This is a genomic window from Halalkalicoccus subterraneus, from assembly GCF_003697815.1.
In the GTDB taxonomy this organism is placed as follows: Archaea; Halobacteriota; Halobacteria; order Halobacteriales; family Halalkalicoccaceae; genus Halalkalicoccus; species Halalkalicoccus subterraneus.
In genome coordinates this window covers 33,689-50,634 of record NZ_RDQG01000047.1, presented here as the reverse complement: position 1 = coordinate 50,634, position 16,946 = coordinate 33,689, and the positions used below count along the sequence as shown (strand labels likewise).

Here is a 16,946-nt window from a genome sequence, read left to right as displayed (position 1 = left end):
ACCTCGCGCTGGGTCTTCTTCTCGTTACAGAGCAGCGAGGCGGCGTAGATCGCCGCGGCGGCATAGCCCGTCGGGGACTTCCCCGAGAGCAGGCCCATCTCCGTCGTGACCTCGATGATCTCCTTGGTCTTCGCCTGGACTTCCTCTGAGAGTTCGAGTTCGGAACAGAAACGCGGAACGTACTGCTGGGGGTCGACGGGACGCATTTCGAGGCCGAGCTCCTGGGAGACGTACCGATAGGTGCGCCCGATCTCCTTTCGCTCGACCCGCGAGACCTCGCTGATCTCCTCCAGACTGCGTGGAATCCCCTCCTTCCGACACGCCGCGTAGAGACATCCGGTGGCGACACCTTCGATGGAACGCCCGCGGATGAGGTCCTCGCTGAGTGCCCGCCGATAGATCACCGAGGCGACCTCCCGCACGGAGCGGGGTACGCCAAGCGCCGAGGCCATGCGGTCGATCTCGCTGAGGGCGAACTGGAGGTTTCGCTCACCGGCGTCCTTCGTGCGGATGCGCTCCTGCCACTTGCGTAGCCGGTGCATCTGACTGCGCTTTTCGGCAGACAGCGACCGGCCGTAGGCGTCCTTGTCCTTCCAGTCGATCTGGGTCGTCAACCCCTTGTCGTGCATCGTCTGGGTGGTCGGCGCGCCCACCCGCGACTTGCTCTGTCGCTCGGAGTGGTTGAACGCGCGCCACTCCGGGCCGCGGTCGATGTTCATCCCCTCGACGATGAGTCCGCAGTTCTGACAGACGAGTTCCCCTTGGTCGTCGCTTTTGACGAGACTGTCCGACCCGCACTCCTCGCACACCCGTTCGGACGACGATTCCTGTGTTTCCTGCACCTCCTCCGTTTCGGTACTGCGCTCGCGCTGACGGGTGGGGCTTGTCATTATAAAACGATAGTATCCCCGAAGCGACTTAAGGCCTCGCTTCAGCGGGAAAGATGGGTCGGTATGAGCTCGTGGGCCGGCTCACTCCTCGCGGTCGCGCGACACCGCGGTTTCCAGTACCGTCTCGCGTTCTTCGAAGTACGCCGGGGCGTCCCGATCGGCCTCGAAGCGAACCACCCGTTCGAGGGCCTCCCGGCCGTCCTCGGCACCCCCTTCGAGTTCGCCGGCGAGCTCGAGATACGCGTCGGCGAGCGTCCGGAAGGCCTCCATCCGAACCCGCTTCGCCTCGACGAGGGTTTGTTTCTCCTCGACGTCCCCTTCCAACTCGGCCAACGAGTCGACGTCGGCGGACGGATCGCTGGGGGACTCGGTCGATCGAGGTGAATCGGGGCCCGCGAGGGTGTCCGCGTCGTCGAGCCGCCGGCGGATCTCAGCGGTCTCCTCGTCGAGTTCGTCGAGCAGTTCGTTTGCCTCGGTTTCGATCGTCTCGACGGTCCCCGAGAGGAGTCGGGCCTGGAGCCGGCAGTACTCGACGAACGCCTCGGTTGTGAGTTCGGGTTCGTCAGCGTCCATGGGAAGCGTTGGACCGTCGATCCGAAGTCAGTTTGGGCGGATTTCGTCGGCTCCCATCGGGACGGCTATACAACTCCGGGGTCTACGGCCGCCCAATGACTGACGGGACCAACGGAACCGCGGCCGCCGAAGCGGGCTGGTTCGACGGGCTCGATCCGGGCGACGCCGACGCGGCCCGCGAGGCGATCGTCACCGGTGAGACCGACGAACCGCGCGGCTGGCCGACCCTCGCCGTCGAGACCGGTCGTGTCGACTCGACCGATGAGTACTACGAGTGGCTCCGGACGGCGACGATCGAGACCGCCCGCGCGGAGGTCGCGGACCGCGAGCGAAGCGACGACAAGCAGCTCGTCCACGCGGTGCGCGCGATGGACGACACCGAGCGGGTCGCGAACGAACTCGCGGAACGGGTCACCGAGTGGGGCGGCAGCCTCGGGCTGGAAGACGGTTCGGGAACGACGTACGCGCGCAGACTGGCCGAACACGACCCCGAGGATGTGGTCGAGGAGCGGGTCGTTTCGCTCGCCGCCCGCGTGGTGGGACTCGCCGACGAAGCCGCCTCGCTCAGGGCGTTCATCGAGCGAACCACGCCCACGGTCGCGCCCAACCTCGCGGCGCTCGCCGGGCCCGTGCTGGCGGCCCGGCTGATCGCGCTGGCCGGCGGGCTCGGCGAACTCGCGAAGAAACCGAGCGGCACGCTACAAGTGCTCGGCGCCGAGGACGCCCTGTTCGCACATCTCCGGGGCCACGCCCCCTCGCCCAAACACGGGATCATCTACACCCACGAGTACGTTCGGGGTACTCGGTCCGAAGACCGGGGCTCGGCCGCCCGGGCGCTCGCGGGCAAGCTCACCATCGCCGCGCGGGTCGACCACTACGCGGGCGATCGACGACCCGAACTCGACGCCGAACTCGACGAGCGTATCGCGACCATCCGGGCGCGGGAGGAGTCATGAGCCGTCCCGACGGTATCGAGAAGCGGGAGTTCGACGGCCGGCAACGCCTCTCGACCCGCGGCGCGGCGGTCTACGGCGAGCCGGTCGAGGAGGGGTGGCGCGCGTGGGACCCCCATCGCTCGAAGCTCGGCGCGATGTTCGAGGCGGGAATGGCCCTCGAACTCCCCGACGAGCCGACGGTGCTGTACCTGGGTGCGGCGAGCGGCACGACCGTGAGCCACGTCGCGGACTTCTCCGGACCCACGTACGCCGTCGAGTTCGCGCCCCGGCCCGTCCGGGACCTCGTCGGGGTCGCCGAGGACCGGGAGAACCTCTTTCCGCTGCTGAAGGACGCCCGTAAACCCGAGAGCTACGCCCACGTCGTCGAGCGCGACGTCGACGCCGTTGTCCAGGACGTCGCGACGCGCGGGCAGGCAGACGTGGCACTCCGCAATCGACCCTTCCTCCGCGAGGACGGCCGGCTGCTCGCGGCGATCAAAGCCCGAAGCGAGGACGTGACCCGCGAGCCCGAGGCGGTCTTCTCGGACGTGAGAGAGCGCCTCGAAACCGGCTACGAGATCCTCGAAACCGAGCGTCTCGAACCCTATCACGAGGACCACCTCGCCGTGGTCGCCCGCCCGCGAATATAACAGGGGGTATTTATTCGACGGGGACGAATCGAACTCCGATGGAGACGGGTTCGGCAGAGAACTTCGCGCGGATGGGCACCCTCGGGATCGAGGAGGAGTTTTTCGTCGTCAACGAATCGGGCCGGCCCGTCTCGGGGACGGACGAACTGGTCTACGAGAACGATCCCCCCGGCGTACTCGAGGGGCGCCTCGATCACGAGCTGTTCAAATGCGTGATCGAGACCCAGACGCCCGTCATCGAGTCGTTCTCGGAGGCCGACGAGGTCCTTCGAGAGGTCCGTGAAACCCTCGTGTCCTACGCCGCCGAACACGGCTATCGGATCGCCGCGGCGGGATTGCATCCCGGCGCGAAGTGGCGCGAACTCGAACACGCCGAGAAACCCCGCTATCGCTCCCAGCTCGACCGGATCCAGTATCCTCAACACCGAAACACCACGGCGGGCCTGCACGTCCACGTCGGGGTCGATAATCCCGATAAAGCCGTCTGGATCGCCAACGAGATCCGCTGGTTTTTACCCATTATGCTCGCGCTCTCGGCCAATTCGCCCTACTGGAACGGCTTCGACACCGGGCTGGCCTCGGCGCGGGCGAAGATATTCGAGGCCCTACCGAACACCGGGATGCCGACGGCATTCGAGAGCTTCGAGGAGTTCGCCGATTTCGAGCGACTGCTGGTCGAGCAGGGCTCGATCAACGACCGGGGCGAACTCTGGTACGACGTGCGTCCCCACTCGGAACACGGTACCGTCGAGGTACGCACCCCCGACGGACAGGCCGACCCAGAGTACGTGCTGGCGTTCGTCGAGTACATCCACGCGCTCGTGACGGATCTCGCGGAGCGCTACGAGGAAAGCGTGAATCCGTGGGGGGACGCGTACGATCACCGTCGCGAACTCCTCGATGAGAACAAGTGGCGCGCGCTGCGCCACGGCCACGACGCCTCCTTCATCGACCGGGACCTGTCGGGAACCGTCTCGCTTTCTGAGGTCGTCGAGCGCGAGTGCGACCGCCTGGACGTGTCGGGCATCGAACGGATCTACGGCGCCGAAAGCGGTGCGCAGCGCCAGCGTCGGATCCGTGAGGAATCGGGCGTCGACGCCCTCTACGATTCGCTCACGCTGTAAGCAAGACTTTTTACCGGAGCGATCTTTCGACCTCTCAGAGAGGACATGTCCGAAGACGACCCAGCGGACGGCGAGGAGATCCCGGTATCGGTCGACTCCGCGGACGAGGCGGGGACGGGCGCACGAACGCGCATTGAGGAGGGCGCCGACCGCGCGGTCGAGGAGTTCGACAGGGGGATCGTCGACCTGCTCGCATGGGTGCTCGACACCGAGACCCGCGCGCGGATCTACGTCTATCTGCGCCAGTATCCCGGCTCAACCAGTGAGGAGATCGCCGCGGGCACCGGTCTGTACCCGAGTACGGTCCGGGAGGCGCTCGCCGAACTCAACGAGGAGGGCAACGTCTCCCGGGAGAAACGCGAGAGCGAGGGCGCGGGCAACAACCCCTACGAGTACACCGCAATCGCACCGAGCGAGTTAGTGGGAGGGATCCTCCATCAGGTCCAAGACGAATTGAACACCGTCTTCAACCTCGATCAGTATCTCGCGGAAAACGAGGGGGAAGCGAGCAGGCCGATCAGCATCACCGTCGACGATACCGACGGACACGACAACGGGGCTGAGGACGACGCTGACGACACCGACGCCACGAAGTAGCCGTTCCCCGTTCCGAAGCCACTAAGCCACCGGCTCACATCGCCCCGGTATGCAGGTTGCGCTGGGTGGGACGTTCGATCCCGTACACGACGGTCATCGCGCACTGTTCGAGCGCGCGTTCGAACTCGGCGACGTCACCGTCGGGCTGACGAGCGACGAACTCGCACCCGAGACTCGCCACGAGGACCGATACGTCCGGGCCTTCGAGGACCGGAAGGCCGACCTCGAGGCCGAACTCGCCCCGCTGGCGGAGGAGCACGGCCGCGAGTACGAGATCATGGAGCTCGAGGATCCCACGGGTATCGCCACTCGGCCCCGTTTCGACGCGCTGATCGTCTCACCCGAGACCCAGCGCGGCGGCGAACGCATCAACGGGATCCGGCGCGAACAGGGCCACGACCCCCTCGAACTCGTCGTGGTCGACCACCTCCGAGCCGAGGACGGCGACATCGTCTCGAGTACCCGGATCGTCGACGGCGAGATCGACGAACACGGCAACCTCACGCCCGAGCGCGAGGGACGGGGCCGAACGCGACCGGAAAAATAACGCCCTACGCGGCGACGCCCAACCGATCGAGTTCCTCGCTCGTGTACTCGGCGCGCAACTCCTCGATCATGTGTTCTTCACGCAGGTCGGCGCGCTCCGGTTCGCTCATCCCTTCGACGGAGCCAAGGCAGTGACACATCGTACCACGCCCTTGGTCGTCCATCGTCAAAAACCCGCTAGTCGGTCGACGACTCACCAGGTCGGCGGGTCCATACCCGCCGCCTCGATCAGGGGTTTCCAGCGGTTCTGAACCGTCAGGCGGGTCACGCCGACCGCATCGGCGACCGCACCCTGCGAGCGACGATCGCCCGCGATCAGCCCGCCCGCATAGAGGCTCGCAGCGATGGCGGCAGGCTTCGATCGGTCCTCCTCGGGGATCGTCGAGAGAAAGAGGTCCTCGGCGATCGAGCGGGTGTCGCTTTCGAACCCCAGTTCGTCGGCCGCCCGCTGGAGGTCAGCGAGCCAGCGTTCGTTCTGTAACCGGTCGCTCGCGCGGTACACGGACTGTGTTGGTCGTCATCGGAGTTAAACCGTCGGACTCCGCGGACGGGAGAACTATGGGACTCGCCGCCGTGGTCCGACCATGTCGTTCGATCCCGAGCGCGTCGAGACGGTCACGTTCGATTCCTACAGCACGCTCGTCGACGTCGACGCGGCCGAAAACGCACTCGAGGAGCGCGTCGAGGAGCCCGAACCGATCTCGAAGCGCTGGCGGTCGCGCTCGCTCGAATACACGTTCGTCGCCAACCACATCGACGCCTACCAGCCGTTCTACGAGATGAACCGCGACGCGCTGCAGTACGCCCTCGACGCCCACGGCGTCGACCTCCCGACCGAGGAGCGCGACGAGATCCTCGCGGTCTACCACGAACTCGACGTGTTCGACGACGTACGCGACGGTATCGAGCGCCTGCGCGATGCGGGCTACGACTGCTACGTCGTCTCGAACGGGAACCCCGAGATGCTCGAATCGATGGTCGAGCACGCCGATATCCGCGACCTTCTCGAGGACACGATCAGCGCCGACGAGGTTCAGACGTTCAAACCGGCCGCCGGTCTCTATCGCCACGCTGCGGCACGGACGGGAACCCCGATCGAGGGGATCGCCCACGTCACGGCGGGCTGGTTCGACGTGATGGGCGCGCGTCACGCCGGGATGCAGGGCGTATGGATCGACCGGAAGGGCGCACCCTGGGAACCCTTCGACGGCGAGCCGGACCTCACCGTCGGGACGATCGACGAACTGAGCGAGACGCTGGAGCAGTAGCGCCCCGTCCCGGTCGAGACGACAGCGACGGGTTTTTGGTCCGTTCGTGGAAAGCGAGTATCGCGCGCGGGTTGCCGAGCTAGGCCAAAGGCGCAGCGCTTAGGACGCTGTCCCGTAGGGGTCCGCCGGTTCGAATCCGGTCCCGCGCATTGCTGCCGCAAGCAAAATAGCGAGCGGTAGCAATCGTATGGGGATATGAGTTAGACTGAGGTTCCGCGAGCGAAGCGAGCGGGTTCTCGGGCGTTGTTCGAATCCGGTGCCGCGCATGAGAAACGCAGAACCGGTTTGAATGCCCTCCGTCGAACCCTAGCAGATCGGTTTGATACCAGTATTCGGCAACGGTTTTGCGATAGAGGAACCAGGGGACGATATGCTTGCGAGGATCTCCGAATCGGTAACGAACGCGTTCGAAGCCTACAGAGAAGCCGGACTGCCACCGTTTCTCAGCGCAGTACGAGGACGGGCCGGCGCTACGATCGATCGACTACTGAAGAGATATACGCTGTACAATCCGTCCATACCGCCACTCTCGGCCGGTTACAAGCTAACGACGGTCGGTCTCGGTTACAGGGACAAATACATATATACCGATTCAGTCGTGGACGTCGCGCCGGGTCCTTCGGACGTCGTCGTCGAGACCGGCGTTTATCACGGGAAGCATACGGCGATGTACGCCAAGTTGGCCGAGCGGGTCATCGCGTTCGAGCCGAGCCCGAGAAATCACGCCATCGCGGAGCGAAACTTGGAGAGGTTCGACAACGTAGAACTGGTCAATCGCGGGCTCTGGAACGAGGAGGACGAACTGGAGATACGGTACGGGGACGGGGGTGGTGACGACGGGTTCTTGGATCCCGATACCGGGTCGGGAAGCGCCGGCGACCACGTACCGGTTCACACGCTTGAGGACTATATCGAGCGGTCGAACGTAGATGGTGTGGATTTCCTGAAAGTAGAGGCCGAGGGCGCGGAGCCGGAGATAATCGACGGGATGGGAGAGCTACGGATCGAGAACGTCGTCGTGAACGCCGGTGAAGAACGGGAGGGGAAACCGACGGGCAGGGAGGTCACGGAACTGCTACAACCGAAGGGGTATACTTTAGTCGGGATGAAACGGGGCCATATCCTGTTTTTCACCCTGAAACCCGTCCCTCATGCCGCGTTTAGGAACGAATTCAACTGACGACTAGGATGCTGTTTGGGTAGCATCCTTCTCAGTTTCGAGCGACTGCTCGTAACGTGTTCTCACGGGGGTCCAACGGTTCGGATCCGGTTCCCCGCGCCGGCCGAACCGAGCACGGCGAGACGCGGGGACTGGATCGGTTCGACGTGAATGGGAAGTACGACCCGATCGTTCCGCATTCAGTTCGACGATTTTGACCCGCTCAACGCCTTCTTGACGAACCGATACCCCGCGAGGGCGAGCACGACCGACCCGATCGCGCCGGGAATCCCGTATTTCTTGTAGCCGAACGACGCCGCTTTCTTGACGATCGCGAGTAGGGCAACCATAGCGCCTTCCCGTTGGGACGAGAGGGTCAAAAGCGTTCGGCAGGATCGTGTCTGCCGGTCGTCTGACGGTTCGAAGCCCTCCACAACGCTTTTTCGCGCGCGCTGAGAGTTTCTTGATAATGGATACAGTCTCCGGGCTCCTCTCCGGCATCGTCGAGAACGCGGACGCGGTCGCGCTCTTTTCGCCCACCGGCTCACTCTACGAACGTTTCGCCGAGGCCGAACTCGACGCGGAGGTCGTCGTCGTCGGTACGGAAAACGCCGTCGAGGCCGACATCTTCGTCGAGATCCCGCTCGATTTCACCGACATCGATGACCTCATCGAGTTCGGCGTGGGTGCGGCCGTCGGCGACGGCTACATCGAGGAGGGTGACGTCGTCGTCTGCGCGACGGCGATCTTCAGCGAGGAGATCGACACGGTCTCGCGAGTGCGCGCCGAGGAATCGGTCCACTCGGAGCTTTACGACCTGTTCGTCAACTCCCGGGCCGAACCGGAAGTGATTAGGAGCGTTCTGGAGGTCGCAATCGATCTGGGCAAGAAGGGCCAGAAGGGCAAACCCGTCGGCGCGCTCTTCGTCATCGGCGACGCGGGCAACGTGATGAACAAGTCCCGGCCCCTCTCGTACAACCCCTTCGAGAAGTCCCACGTCCACGTCGGCGACCCGATCGTCAACGTGATGCTCAAGGAGTTCTCCCGGCTCGACGGCGCCTTCGTCATCTCGGATTCGGGCAAGATCGTCTCGGCCTACCGCTATCTCGAACCCGACGCGAAGGGTATCGACATCCCGAAGGGGCTCGGCGCCCGGCACATGGCCGGCGGGGCGATCACGCGGGATACGAACGCCACCTCAATCGTGCTTTCCGAAAGCGACGGGCTCGTCCGCGCCTTCAAAGGCGGACAGCTCGTCCTCGAGCTCGATCCGGAGGAGTATTGATGGTCGTCTCGATCCTGCGTGCCCCGCTCGTCCTCGCACTCGCGGTGTTCGTCGGGGTCGTGGCGTTCGGGTACGTCCTCGGACAGTCCACCAAACGGGTGTTGACCGCCCTCGGCGTCGGCGACGCCGTCGAGGGGACCGCCTTCGAACGGACCGCCCAAGGGCTGGGGAGTTCGACCGTCTCGGTCGTCTCGCGGTTGAGTTCGTGGTTCGTCTACGGCGTGGGCGTCCTGTTCGCGCTCTACGTCGCGGGCGTGCTCGACGTGTTCGTCCTCTTCTCCCAATTCACGTGGCTGCTTCCCCGCGCCTTCATCGCGCTGTTCGTGGTCATCGTCGGGATCATCGCCGGGGACAAGATAGAACTGCTGATCAACGAACGCCTGCGCAGCGTGAAGTTCCCCGAAGTCGGCCTCGTCGGGACGACCGTGAAGTACAGCGTCATCTACGTCGCGGTCCTCATCGCGCTGGGCCAGTTGGGAATCGCCACCACCGCCCTGCTCGTCCTGCTCGGAGCGTACTTCTTCGGAATCGTCTTCCTCGGCGGGATCGCGGCACGCGACCTGCTCTCGTCTGGCGCGGCGGGGCTCTATCTCTTCTTGAATCAACCCTATGGGATCGGCGACCGGGTGCGGATCGGCGGGCGGGAAGGTGTCGTCCAGGAGGTCGAGCTGTTCGTCACCCGGATCGAGGACGACGGCACGGAGTACATCGTCCCCAACCGGATCGTCTTCGAGGAAGGCGCGAGCAAGCGCCGCGAGTGATCAGTAGACGGTCACTCGTCGGAGCGGATCTCGGCGGGGACGCCGACGGCGGTCGCGCCCGGCGGGACGTCCTCGGTCACCAGCGAGTTCGCCGCGACGCTCGCGCCGGCCCCGATCTCGACGCCCGGCAACACCACCGCACCCGCTCCGATCATCGCGCCTTTGCCGACCCTGACGGAGCCGGTACGGTACTCCTCTTGGAGGAACTCGTGACAGAGCAAGGTCGCGTCGTAGCCGACGATCGCGCCGTCGTCGACGGTGATCAGTTCGGGCCAGAAGACGTCGGGGGTCGATTCGAGCCCCCACGAGACCCCCTCGCCGACGGTGACGCCGATCCGTCTGAGCAGCCAGTTCTTCGCCCGGAGACTCGGCGAATGGCGCACGAGCACGATGACGAGGTAGTTGACCACGATTCGGAGGGGATGGCGGGCGTCGGGCCAGCGCCACAGCGAGTTCGTGCGACCCGGCGTCGGGTGGCGGGTCACGCGGTCGTGGCGGGGCGGGATGTCGTCGCTCACGCACCCCCGTTGGTCCGGCTGTCCCTTGAACTAGCGTGATTACTCGAGGTCGGTCTCGTCCTGTCCGAGCGATCCGTCCTCCCCCTCGTCGCCGTTCTCAGCCCCGTCGCTCTCGCCGCCCGCGCTCCGCTTTTCGTCCTCGGTGTCGCCGTACCGTCCGTCGTCGTTTTCGATCCCGTCGCTGCCGTAGGCCGGGTCGTCTTCGCTCATATCCGAGTGGAGTTCGGCTACCGGCGAAAGGTCCGCTCCGGCACGCGCAGTCACTTTTCCCGGGCGTTTCGACGCGGCAGGTCCTCGATCGCCGGTCCGTCGAGCACCCGCCCCTCGGGGGTGAACCGCGAGCCATGACACGGGCAGTCCCAACTGGTCTCGCCGTCGTTCCACCGCAGCACGCACTTCATGTGCGGGCAGATCGCCGAGACGGCGTTCAGCTCGCCGGATTCGGATCGGGAGACGCCGACGGGTCCGTCGTCGGTCTTCACCACGGTACCCTCGCCGGGTCGCAGCGTCGCTTCCCTGTCGGCCAGAAGCGAGCGCGCCCAGTCGGCCGCGAAGTGAGCGCCGACTGCGGCGTTGTGGGGGACGAACGTCTTCGCCGACTCGCCGTTGACCCGCGCGGGCGAAAACACATCCTGGTGGGGATGTTGGCCGTCGCGGATCAGCCCCGTGATGATCTCGCCGGCCGCGACCCCGCCGGTCATCCCCCAGCCGCCGAAGCCGGTCGCGACGTAGGCGTTCTCGCCCACCGGACCGAGCCGACCGATGTAGGGCACCCCGTCGAACGGTTTGTAGTCCTGCGTCGACCAGCGGTACTCGATTTCCTCGACGTCGAAATATGCGCGGGCGAACGTCTCGAGGCGGTCGTAGCGCTCGTCCGTCGAGCCACCCCGGCCGGTTTCGTGGTTCTCCCCGCCCACGAGGACGAGCGGCTCGCCGTCGAGTTCGTGGACTCGGATCGAGCGATAGGGATCGCCCGTGTTGTAGTACATCCCTTCGGGGGGCTCGCTCGTGACCCGTATCCCGATCACGTGCGAGCGTTTGGTCTGCATTCGCGCGAAGTAGCTCCCGCGGTCGAAGACCGGGAAGTGGGTCGCACAGACCACGTGGTCGGCAGTGAGCGTCCCATCCGTGGTCTCGACTTCGCAGGGTTCGTCGATCCGCAGGGCGGTTGCGCGCGTCTCCTCGAAGACCGCACCGCCCTTGGCCTCGACGAAGTCGGCCAATCCTAAAACGTACTTCCGGGGGTGGAACTGGCCCTGCTCGGTAAAGCGGACCGCACCTGCCGTCTCATAGGGGAGGTCGACGTCCTCGCTTCCGACGAACTCGGCGGGTAAACCGAGGCGTTCGGCCGCCTCCGCCTCGTCGCGGACCTGTCCTCGACTGTCCGAATCCTCGGCGTAGACGTAGGCATCCCGCCGCTCGAACTCGGCGTCGAATCCTTCGCTTCGCCGTGCGATCTCCTCGACGGCGTCCTGATTGGCTTCGGCATACTGGCGCGCGCGCTTTTCGCCCACCGTATCGAGCAATCGGTCGTACTTCAGGCCGTGCTGTGAGGTGACCTTCGCGGTGGTGTGGCCGGTCACCGCAGCGCCGACCCGGTCGCGCTCGATCACCGCCACACTGCTACCGTCCTCGGCGAGCCGGGCCGCAGTGGAGAGCCCCGCGATGCCGGCACCGACCACCGCCACGTCGACGGCTCGATCGCCATCGGGCGCCGAAAATCGTGGGCCGTCCGTCGTCGCCAGCCACGGCGATTCGTCGCGGGTGCGTCCGTGTTCGCTCATGGACGTACCATTGACGGAACACCCCTCGTCGTTACCCCTGCGTGCGCCGGCGCTACTCCCCGCGAAGCTCCCCCATGTGGTCGATGCGCGACTGGACCAACTGCTCGGTCCCGATGTCGTGGCGGATCCGCACGCCTTCGTCGGCTTCGTTCAGAGCGTTCTCGGCGATGGCCTCCGCCTCCGCGATGGTCCCAGCGATCCCGACGACCGCGAACGCGCGTGAGGTGGTCGTGTAGATACCCTCGTCACGGTCGTCGACACTGGCATAGAAGAGCGCAGCGTCGCCGTTTTCGGTCGCTGCCCGCGCCACGCTCTCCTCGTCGACCTCGATGAGCGTCCCACCCTGCGGATCGACCGGGTAGCCATCCGGAACGGCGTACTTGCAGACGGTCGCGCGCGGGGCGAAGGAGAGCTGCGGCAGCTCCTCGCCCTCGCGGGCGGCGACGAGCACGTCGAGGAAGTCGGAGTTCATGGTCGGCAGGGTGTTCATCGCCTCGGGATCGCCGAAGCGGGCGTTGTACTCGATCACTTTCACGCCGTCGGCGGTCAGCATGAACTGCCCGTAGAGCACCCCGGTATACTCGCCGAGCGCCGCGACCGTCTCGTCGAGGATTCCAACGGCTTCGCGGTACTCCTCCTCGCCCATGAAGGGCAGTTCGAGGCCCGCAGCACTATAAGAGCCCATTCCACCGGTGTTGGGTCCCTCGTCGCCCTCGTAGGCGCGCTTGTGGTCCTGCACTGCGGGAGTGACTCTCAACGAGCCGTTCGCGACGAGGCCCTGAACGGTGAACTCCTCGCCGACGAATCGCTCCTCTAAGACGATCCTGTCATACTCCTCCTCGCGGAGGTACGCCTTCGCTTCCTCCCGATTCACCTGATCGCCGATCACCTTCACACCCTTCCCGCCGGTGAGTCCGGCGGGCTTGACGGCGAGGTCGATAGTAGAGGAATCGATGTACTCGCAGGCCTCCTCCGTGTCCTCGAAGGTCTCGAACTCCGGACAGCCCGAGATGTCGTGTTCGCGCATGAACCGGCGCTGATAGGCCTTGTCCGTCTCGATTCTGGCCCCTTCGGCGCTCGGGCCGAAGGGGAAGACTCCGGCGTCCGAGAGGGCGTCGGCCACGCCCGCCTGCAGCGGCGCCTCGGGGCCGATCACGGCGAGGGTCGCGCCGACCTCCTCGGCGTAGCTCGTCACGGCGCTCGTGTTCGTCGTATCGAGCGCCTCGAAGCCCTGAGCGATTCGGGCGATCCCCGGGTTGCGGTTTCCAGCACAGGCGTACAGGTCACAGTCGCCGTCGTCCAGTGTCCGCGCGATGGCGTGTTCGCGTCCGCCGCCCCCGACCAGCAACACGGTCTCGGTCATGGCTGAGTGAGGCGCAGGCCGGGGGGTAAAGGTTGCCCTTCGCCCGTCTACAGGCGCGGCACGACTTCCTCGCCGAGGCGCTCGATACATTCGAGCAGCTCCTCGGTGTCGATGCCCGGCGCGTAGGGCCGAAAGACGAAGTGGACGTCGTCGCCGAGCGCCTCGCGGTACTTCTCGACCCCCTCGACCACGTCCTCGGGCGTGCCGACGAGCGCGCGCTCCTCGAATTCCTCCTTCTGCTCGTCGGATAGCTCGTCGATCGCTTCCTCGCCGCCCCACTCCTGGTACTTGCGCTGCTGGTAGAAGTAGCCATCCCGGAGCGTCTCCCAGGCCTCCTCGTAGCTGTCGCCGACGAAGGCGTACTGGATCGCGTAGGTGGTGAACTCTCCCCCGATCCCCTCCTCCTCCCGAACGCGTTCGATGTCGTTCTTCCGGTGTTCGATGTCCTCGATCGAGAGCATCTCGTTGGCACACCAGCCGTCGCCCATGCGCGCGGCCCGCCGGACCGCGGGCTTCGCGACCGCCCCTAGAACGACCTCCGGGGGTTCGTCGGGCGTCGGCGTCACCTCGGCGTCGGGCGAGATCGGGTGGAACTCCGAGTCGTATTCCAGAGGACCGGGTTCCCAGGCGTTGCGCAGCAGGCGGACGGCGTCCTCGGTGCGCTCGGTGCGTTCGTCCTTCGAGACTCCGAAGTTCTCGAACTCGAAGTCGAGATAGCCGATCGAGAGTCCGAGCGTGAGCCGGCCGCCGGAGAGCGCGTCGATTGTCGCGGCGTCCTCCGCGAGCCTGACGGGATCGTAGAAGGGCGTGAGCGCGACGCCCGAGGCCAGCTCGATCTCGTCGGTCGCGCCCGCGAGCGCTCCCAGGGTCGGCATCGTCCCCGAGAGGTACTCGTCGTCGGTGAAGTGGTGCTCGGAGGTCCAGACACTGTCGAGGCCCGCCTCCTCAGCCGCCTGCCCGAGATCCAGCACCTCCCCGTAGATCTCGCCCGCCGATCGGTCGTCGCCCGGCCATCGCTGTGCACTCAGGAGTCCGAGACCAAAATCCATGTACGCTAGTTCGCCACACGAGTTCATAAGCGCCCGCCTGTCCCACGCCTCTACCGGTAGTATTACTACGTGCGGATCGATTCGCTCACACGAGCATGGACGACGTAACGATCACGGACGTCGAAACCTATCTGGTTGCGAACCCCTGGAAACCCTGGGTCTTCGTCGAACTCGAGACCGACGCGGGCGTCACCGGCCTCGCCGAGGCGACGACCCACGACAAACCCCGCACCGTCGCCGCGGCCATCGAGGAGATGTCGAACTTCTTCATCGGGAAGGATCCCTTCGACACCGAGGCCATCTGGCTCGAAATGTACCGCGACGAGTGGTTCTCGAAGGGCGTCATCAACACCACCGTCTGCTCCGCGGTCGACATGGCCTGCTGGGACATCAAGGGTAAACTGCTCGATACACCTGTCTACGACCTGCTGGGCGGGAAGGTCCACGGTGACGAACTCCGCGCGTACGCCAACGGCTGGTACACCGACACCCAAGGCGAGCCCGAAGGGTTCGCCGAGGCCGCCGAACGCGTCGTCGATGACGGGTATGACGCGATGAAGTTCGATCCCTTCGGGACGGCCTGGCAGCACATGCCGAAAAAGGACGTCAACCACTCCGTCGACATCGTCCGAGCGGTTCGAGAAGCCGTCGGGCCGGACGTCGACCTCCTGATCGAGTGCCACGGGCGCTTTTCGGCCGCCCAGGCGATCGACATCGCGCGCAAGCTCGACGAGTTCGATCCCACGTGGTACGAGGAGCCCTGCCCGCCGGACTCGATCAACAGCCTCGCCGAAGTGGCCGACAAGTCGCCGATCCCGGTCGCCACGGGCGAGCGCCACATGAGCAAACACGACTTCTTCGAGCTGGTGACCCGCACGGACATCGACGTCTTCCAGCCCGACCTGATGAACACCGGTGGCATTACGGAGGGCAAGAAGATCGCGGGGCTCGCGGAGGCAGATCACGTCAGCATTGCCCCACACAACCCACAGGGTCCGGTCGCAGGCGCGATCTACTCGCACTTCTGCACGTCGACGCCGAACTTCCTGATCCAGGAGATGTTCCAGACCTACGACGTCGACTGGGTCGACGATCTGTTGACCGATCCCCTCGAAGTCGAGGACGGCTACGTGCAGGTTCCGGAGGGTCCCGGCTTCGGGATCGAACTCGATCACGACGTCGTTGAGGAACACGCCTACACCGAGGATGCGGTCCACACGATCAACCTCTTCGAGAAGGACTGGGAGAAACGGGAAGTCGGTCTGCGATAAGGCAGTAATGGGCGTTTTGAACGCCTGCTCTCGGATACCTGCCTGAATCGGCTGGGCGTAGCGGGATTACGGTAAGCGTGGACCGCTTGCGACGCTCCGTATAGGTGCAAAAAACGGCCGCCGGTGAAGATAAGAACTGTCGCGGTTCGGCCAGCAACGGACCGTTGACCGAGCGGGCCTGAACCGTGGCGTCGCGACGTGTTAGTCCTCCCAGTCGATGAGGGGCGCTCGCTCCGATTCGTGGAGGACGAACGGTCCGATAGCTCCCGACTCCTTCGCGATCGAGGCCGTCCGAAAGACGTACGCGGTAAAGATAAAGAACGGAATCAGCGCAAACGTCACTCCGCCGTTGATGAGCCAGACGAGTACGGGGACATCGAATACCGTCCCTGAGACGACCTCGGGTTTCAGATAGAGCGCAGCATAGATCGTGATGATGAGCGCTGGAACCCCCGAGTAGAGGATCCGTCGGGAGAGATTGACCAGTTCCCATTGGAGATAGTGCGCCTTGAAGAACTCCTCTGCCGGGCCAAACAGCTCCAAGATATCGACTAGATCATCGATCGCGCCTTGCTCGTCCTCGCTCAAACTCTCTCGATGTTCCCAGTACAGTCGACGAACGAGGTAGATCTTCCACGAATAGTTGTACGAGAGGGCGGCCCGCATGATCGTGAACTCGCCGAACGGTGCGTCTTCTAACTCGTCGGTGACCTCGTCGGCGCTCGTGGTGATCCGATCGGCCAGTTGCTCGACCCGGTCTCGAAGGAGTTGGTCGGCGTTTCCTTTCACGGCCTCTTGAATCGCCTTGGTCCGATCGACGCTCGTGTTGATGAGCGTACTGAGGAACCGGTTCGGCTCCGGCGGGCCAGTCCACTGAAACTCTCGCTCGGAGTCCTTCCGGAACGTCATCGATTTGTCCATTCTCTCGCGTTGTCGACCCAGCGACCCGAACTCCTCGGAGAGGACGAGTTGATTGATCGAGACAACGAGCGTCATACCAGTGATGAGAACACCGATAAGGGTCTGAAACAGCGTCTCGATCGTGTCTCCATCGCTCAATATCGACTGGAAGGGGAGATCAAGCATGCTGAAAACCGTCAGGAGAACGAAACAGGTACTTGTCAGGATTGCTGTAACGGTCAAACGGTTTGCACCGAATAAGAACCAGTCCCT

21 protein-coding genes and 1 tRNA gene are annotated in these 16,946 nt (G+C 64.9%); 11 read left to right on the top strand and 11 right to left on the bottom strand.

Features of this window, described 5'->3' with window-relative positions; translation table 11 throughout:
- Together EAO80_RS12195 and EAO80_RS12190 are read right to left on the bottom strand one after the other, a co-directional pair.
- On the bottom strand, nt 1-890 hold an 890-nt coding region (locus EAO80_RS12195; RefSeq protein ID WP_122090159.1), incomplete at its 3' end, for a transcription initiation factor IIB.
- Between the two features lie 81 nt (nt 891-971).
- Nucleotides 972-1,463, bottom strand: a complete 492-nt coding sequence (locus EAO80_RS12190) for a hypothetical protein (RefSeq protein WP_122090158.1) — start codon at nt 1,461-1,463, stop codon at nt 972-974.
- Between the two features lie 95 nt (nt 1,464-1,558).
- Between EAO80_RS12190 and EAO80_RS12185 the strand changes: the two genes are divergently transcribed.
- Genes EAO80_RS12185 through EAO80_RS12165 form a run of 5 tightly spaced genes read left to right on the top strand, consistent with a single transcriptional unit; the run spans nt 1,559 to nt 5,316 of the window.
- The gene (locus tag EAO80_RS12185) at nt 1,559-2,419 is read left to right on the top strand and encodes an NOP5/NOP56 family protein (protein ID WP_122090157.1); all 861 of its coding nucleotides are present in this window, start codon (nt 1,559-1,561) and stop codon (nt 2,417-2,419) included.
- Complete coding sequence (locus EAO80_RS12180; RefSeq protein WP_122090156.1) at nt 2,416-3,048, top strand: fibrillarin-like rRNA/tRNA 2'-O-methyltransferase; 633 nt, start codon at nt 2,416-2,418, stop codon at nt 3,046-3,048. The genes EAO80_RS12185 and EAO80_RS12180 overlap by 4 nt, the downstream gene beginning before the upstream one ends.
- Before the next feature lie 38 nt (nt 3,049-3,086).
- A complete protein-coding gene (locus EAO80_RS12175; RefSeq protein WP_122090155.1) occupies nt 3,087-4,172 on the top strand; it encodes a glutamate--cysteine ligase in 1,086 nt (361 codons plus the stop codon).
- Between the two features lie 45 nt (nt 4,173-4,217).
- Complete coding sequence (locus tag EAO80_RS12170; protein ID WP_122090154.1) at nt 4,218-4,769, top strand: helix-turn-helix domain-containing protein; 552 nt, start codon at nt 4,218-4,220, stop codon at nt 4,767-4,769.
- Nucleotides 4,770-4,818: 49 nt separating this feature from the next.
- A complete protein-coding gene (locus EAO80_RS12165) occupies nt 4,819-5,316 on the top strand; it encodes a phosphopantetheine adenylyltransferase (protein ID WP_122090153.1) in 498 nt (165 codons plus the stop codon).
- 4 nt (nt 5,317-5,320) lie between these two features.
- On the opposite strand, the gene EAO80_RS19770 is transcribed toward EAO80_RS12165, so the two are convergent.
- Both EAO80_RS19770 and EAO80_RS12160 read right to left on the bottom strand, forming a co-directional pair.
- Nucleotides 5,321-5,479, bottom strand: coding sequence for a hypothetical protein (locus EAO80_RS19770; RefSeq protein ID WP_162993987.1), 159 nt, complete (start codon nt 5,477-5,479; stop codon nt 5,321-5,323).
- Nucleotides 5,480-5,508: 29 nt separating this feature from the next.
- Nucleotides 5,509-5,817 (bottom strand): transcription initiation factor IIB family protein, encoded by a 309-nt coding sequence (locus EAO80_RS12160; protein ID WP_122090152.1) that lies wholly within the window; start codon nt 5,815-5,817, stop codon nt 5,509-5,511.
- 82 nt (nt 5,818-5,899) lie between these two features.
- Here EAO80_RS12160 and EAO80_RS12155 point away from each other — a divergent pair, with 82 nt between their 5' ends.
- From EAO80_RS12155 to EAO80_RS12145, 3 genes are all read left to right on the top strand, one after another.
- Nucleotides 5,900-6,583, top strand: coding sequence for a haloacid dehalogenase type II (locus EAO80_RS12155; protein WP_122090151.1), 684 nt, complete (start codon nt 5,900-5,902; stop codon nt 6,581-6,583).
- A gap of 64 nt (nt 6,584-6,647) precedes the next feature.
- Nucleotides 6,648-6,732: transfer RNA gene (locus tag EAO80_RS12150), tRNA-Leu, on the top strand.
- 221 nt (nt 6,733-6,953) lie between these two features.
- A complete protein-coding gene (locus tag EAO80_RS12145; protein WP_122090150.1) occupies nt 6,954-7,763 on the top strand; it encodes an FkbM family methyltransferase in 810 nt (269 codons plus the stop codon).
- 179 nt (nt 7,764-7,942) lie between these two features.
- Here EAO80_RS12145 and EAO80_RS19765 read toward each other — a convergent pair whose 3' ends face one another.
- The gene (locus EAO80_RS19765; protein WP_162993991.1) at nt 7,943-8,092 is read right to left on the bottom strand and encodes a hypothetical protein; all 150 of its coding nucleotides are present in this window, start codon (nt 8,090-8,092) and stop codon (nt 7,943-7,945) included.
- 119 nt (nt 8,093-8,211) lie between these two features.
- Here EAO80_RS19765 and dacZ point away from each other — a divergent pair, with 119 nt between their 5' ends.
- Both dacZ and EAO80_RS12135 read left to right on the top strand, forming a co-directional pair.
- Nucleotides 8,212-9,027 carry a diadenylate cyclase DacZ gene (dacZ, locus tag EAO80_RS12140; RefSeq protein WP_122090149.1) on the top strand — a complete coding sequence of 272 codons (816 nt, stop codon included), beginning with the start codon at nt 8,212-8,214 and terminating at the stop codon, nt 9,025-9,027.
- Nucleotides 9,027-9,788, top strand: coding sequence for a mechanosensitive ion channel domain-containing protein (locus EAO80_RS12135; protein ID WP_122090148.1), 762 nt, complete (start codon nt 9,027-9,029; stop codon nt 9,786-9,788). The genes dacZ and EAO80_RS12135 overlap by 1 nt, the downstream gene beginning before the upstream one ends.
- An 11-nt stretch (nt 9,789-9,799) precedes the next feature.
- Here EAO80_RS12135 and EAO80_RS12130 read toward each other — a convergent pair whose 3' ends face one another.
- Genes EAO80_RS12130 through EAO80_RS12110 form a run of 5 tightly spaced genes read right to left on the bottom strand, consistent with a single transcriptional unit; the run spans nt 9,800 to nt 14,502 of the window.
- Entirely contained in the window at nt 9,800-10,306 is a 507-nt protein-coding gene (locus EAO80_RS12130) for an acyltransferase (RefSeq protein ID WP_122090147.1), read from the bottom strand.
- A 39-nt stretch (nt 10,307-10,345) separates the two neighbouring features.
- Nucleotides 10,346-10,516, bottom strand: a complete 171-nt coding sequence (locus tag EAO80_RS12125; protein WP_162993990.1) for a hypothetical protein — start codon at nt 10,514-10,516, stop codon at nt 10,346-10,348.
- A 50-nt stretch (nt 10,517-10,566) separates the two neighbouring features.
- Nucleotides 10,567-12,090, bottom strand: a complete 1,524-nt coding sequence (locus EAO80_RS12120; protein WP_122090145.1) for an FAD-dependent oxidoreductase — start codon at nt 12,088-12,090, stop codon at nt 10,567-10,569.
- A gap of 52 nt (nt 12,091-12,142) precedes the next feature.
- Nucleotides 12,143-13,453, bottom strand: a complete 1,311-nt coding sequence (gene purD, locus EAO80_RS12115) for a phosphoribosylamine--glycine ligase (protein ID WP_122090144.1) — start codon at nt 13,451-13,453, stop codon at nt 12,143-12,145.
- Between the two features lie 47 nt (nt 13,454-13,500).
- Nucleotides 13,501-14,502 (bottom strand): LLM class flavin-dependent oxidoreductase, encoded by a 1,002-nt coding sequence (locus EAO80_RS12110; protein ID WP_122090164.1) that lies wholly within the window; start codon nt 14,500-14,502, stop codon nt 13,501-13,503.
- A gap of 95 nt (nt 14,503-14,597) precedes the next feature.
- On the opposite strand from EAO80_RS12110, the gene EAO80_RS12105 reads away from it, so the two are divergent.
- On the top strand, nt 14,598-15,773 hold the full coding sequence (locus EAO80_RS12105) for a mandelate racemase/muconate lactonizing enzyme family protein (protein ID WP_122090143.1): 1,176 nt from the start codon (nt 14,598-14,600) through the stop codon (nt 15,771-15,773).
- Nucleotides 15,774-15,974: 201 nt separating this feature from the next.
- On the opposite strand, the gene EAO80_RS12100 is transcribed toward EAO80_RS12105, so the two are convergent.
- Nucleotides 15,975-16,832, bottom strand: coding sequence for a hypothetical protein (locus tag EAO80_RS12100; protein WP_211330702.1), 858 nt, complete (start codon nt 16,830-16,832; stop codon nt 15,975-15,977).
- Between the last annotated feature and the right edge of the window lie 114 nt (nt 16,833-16,946).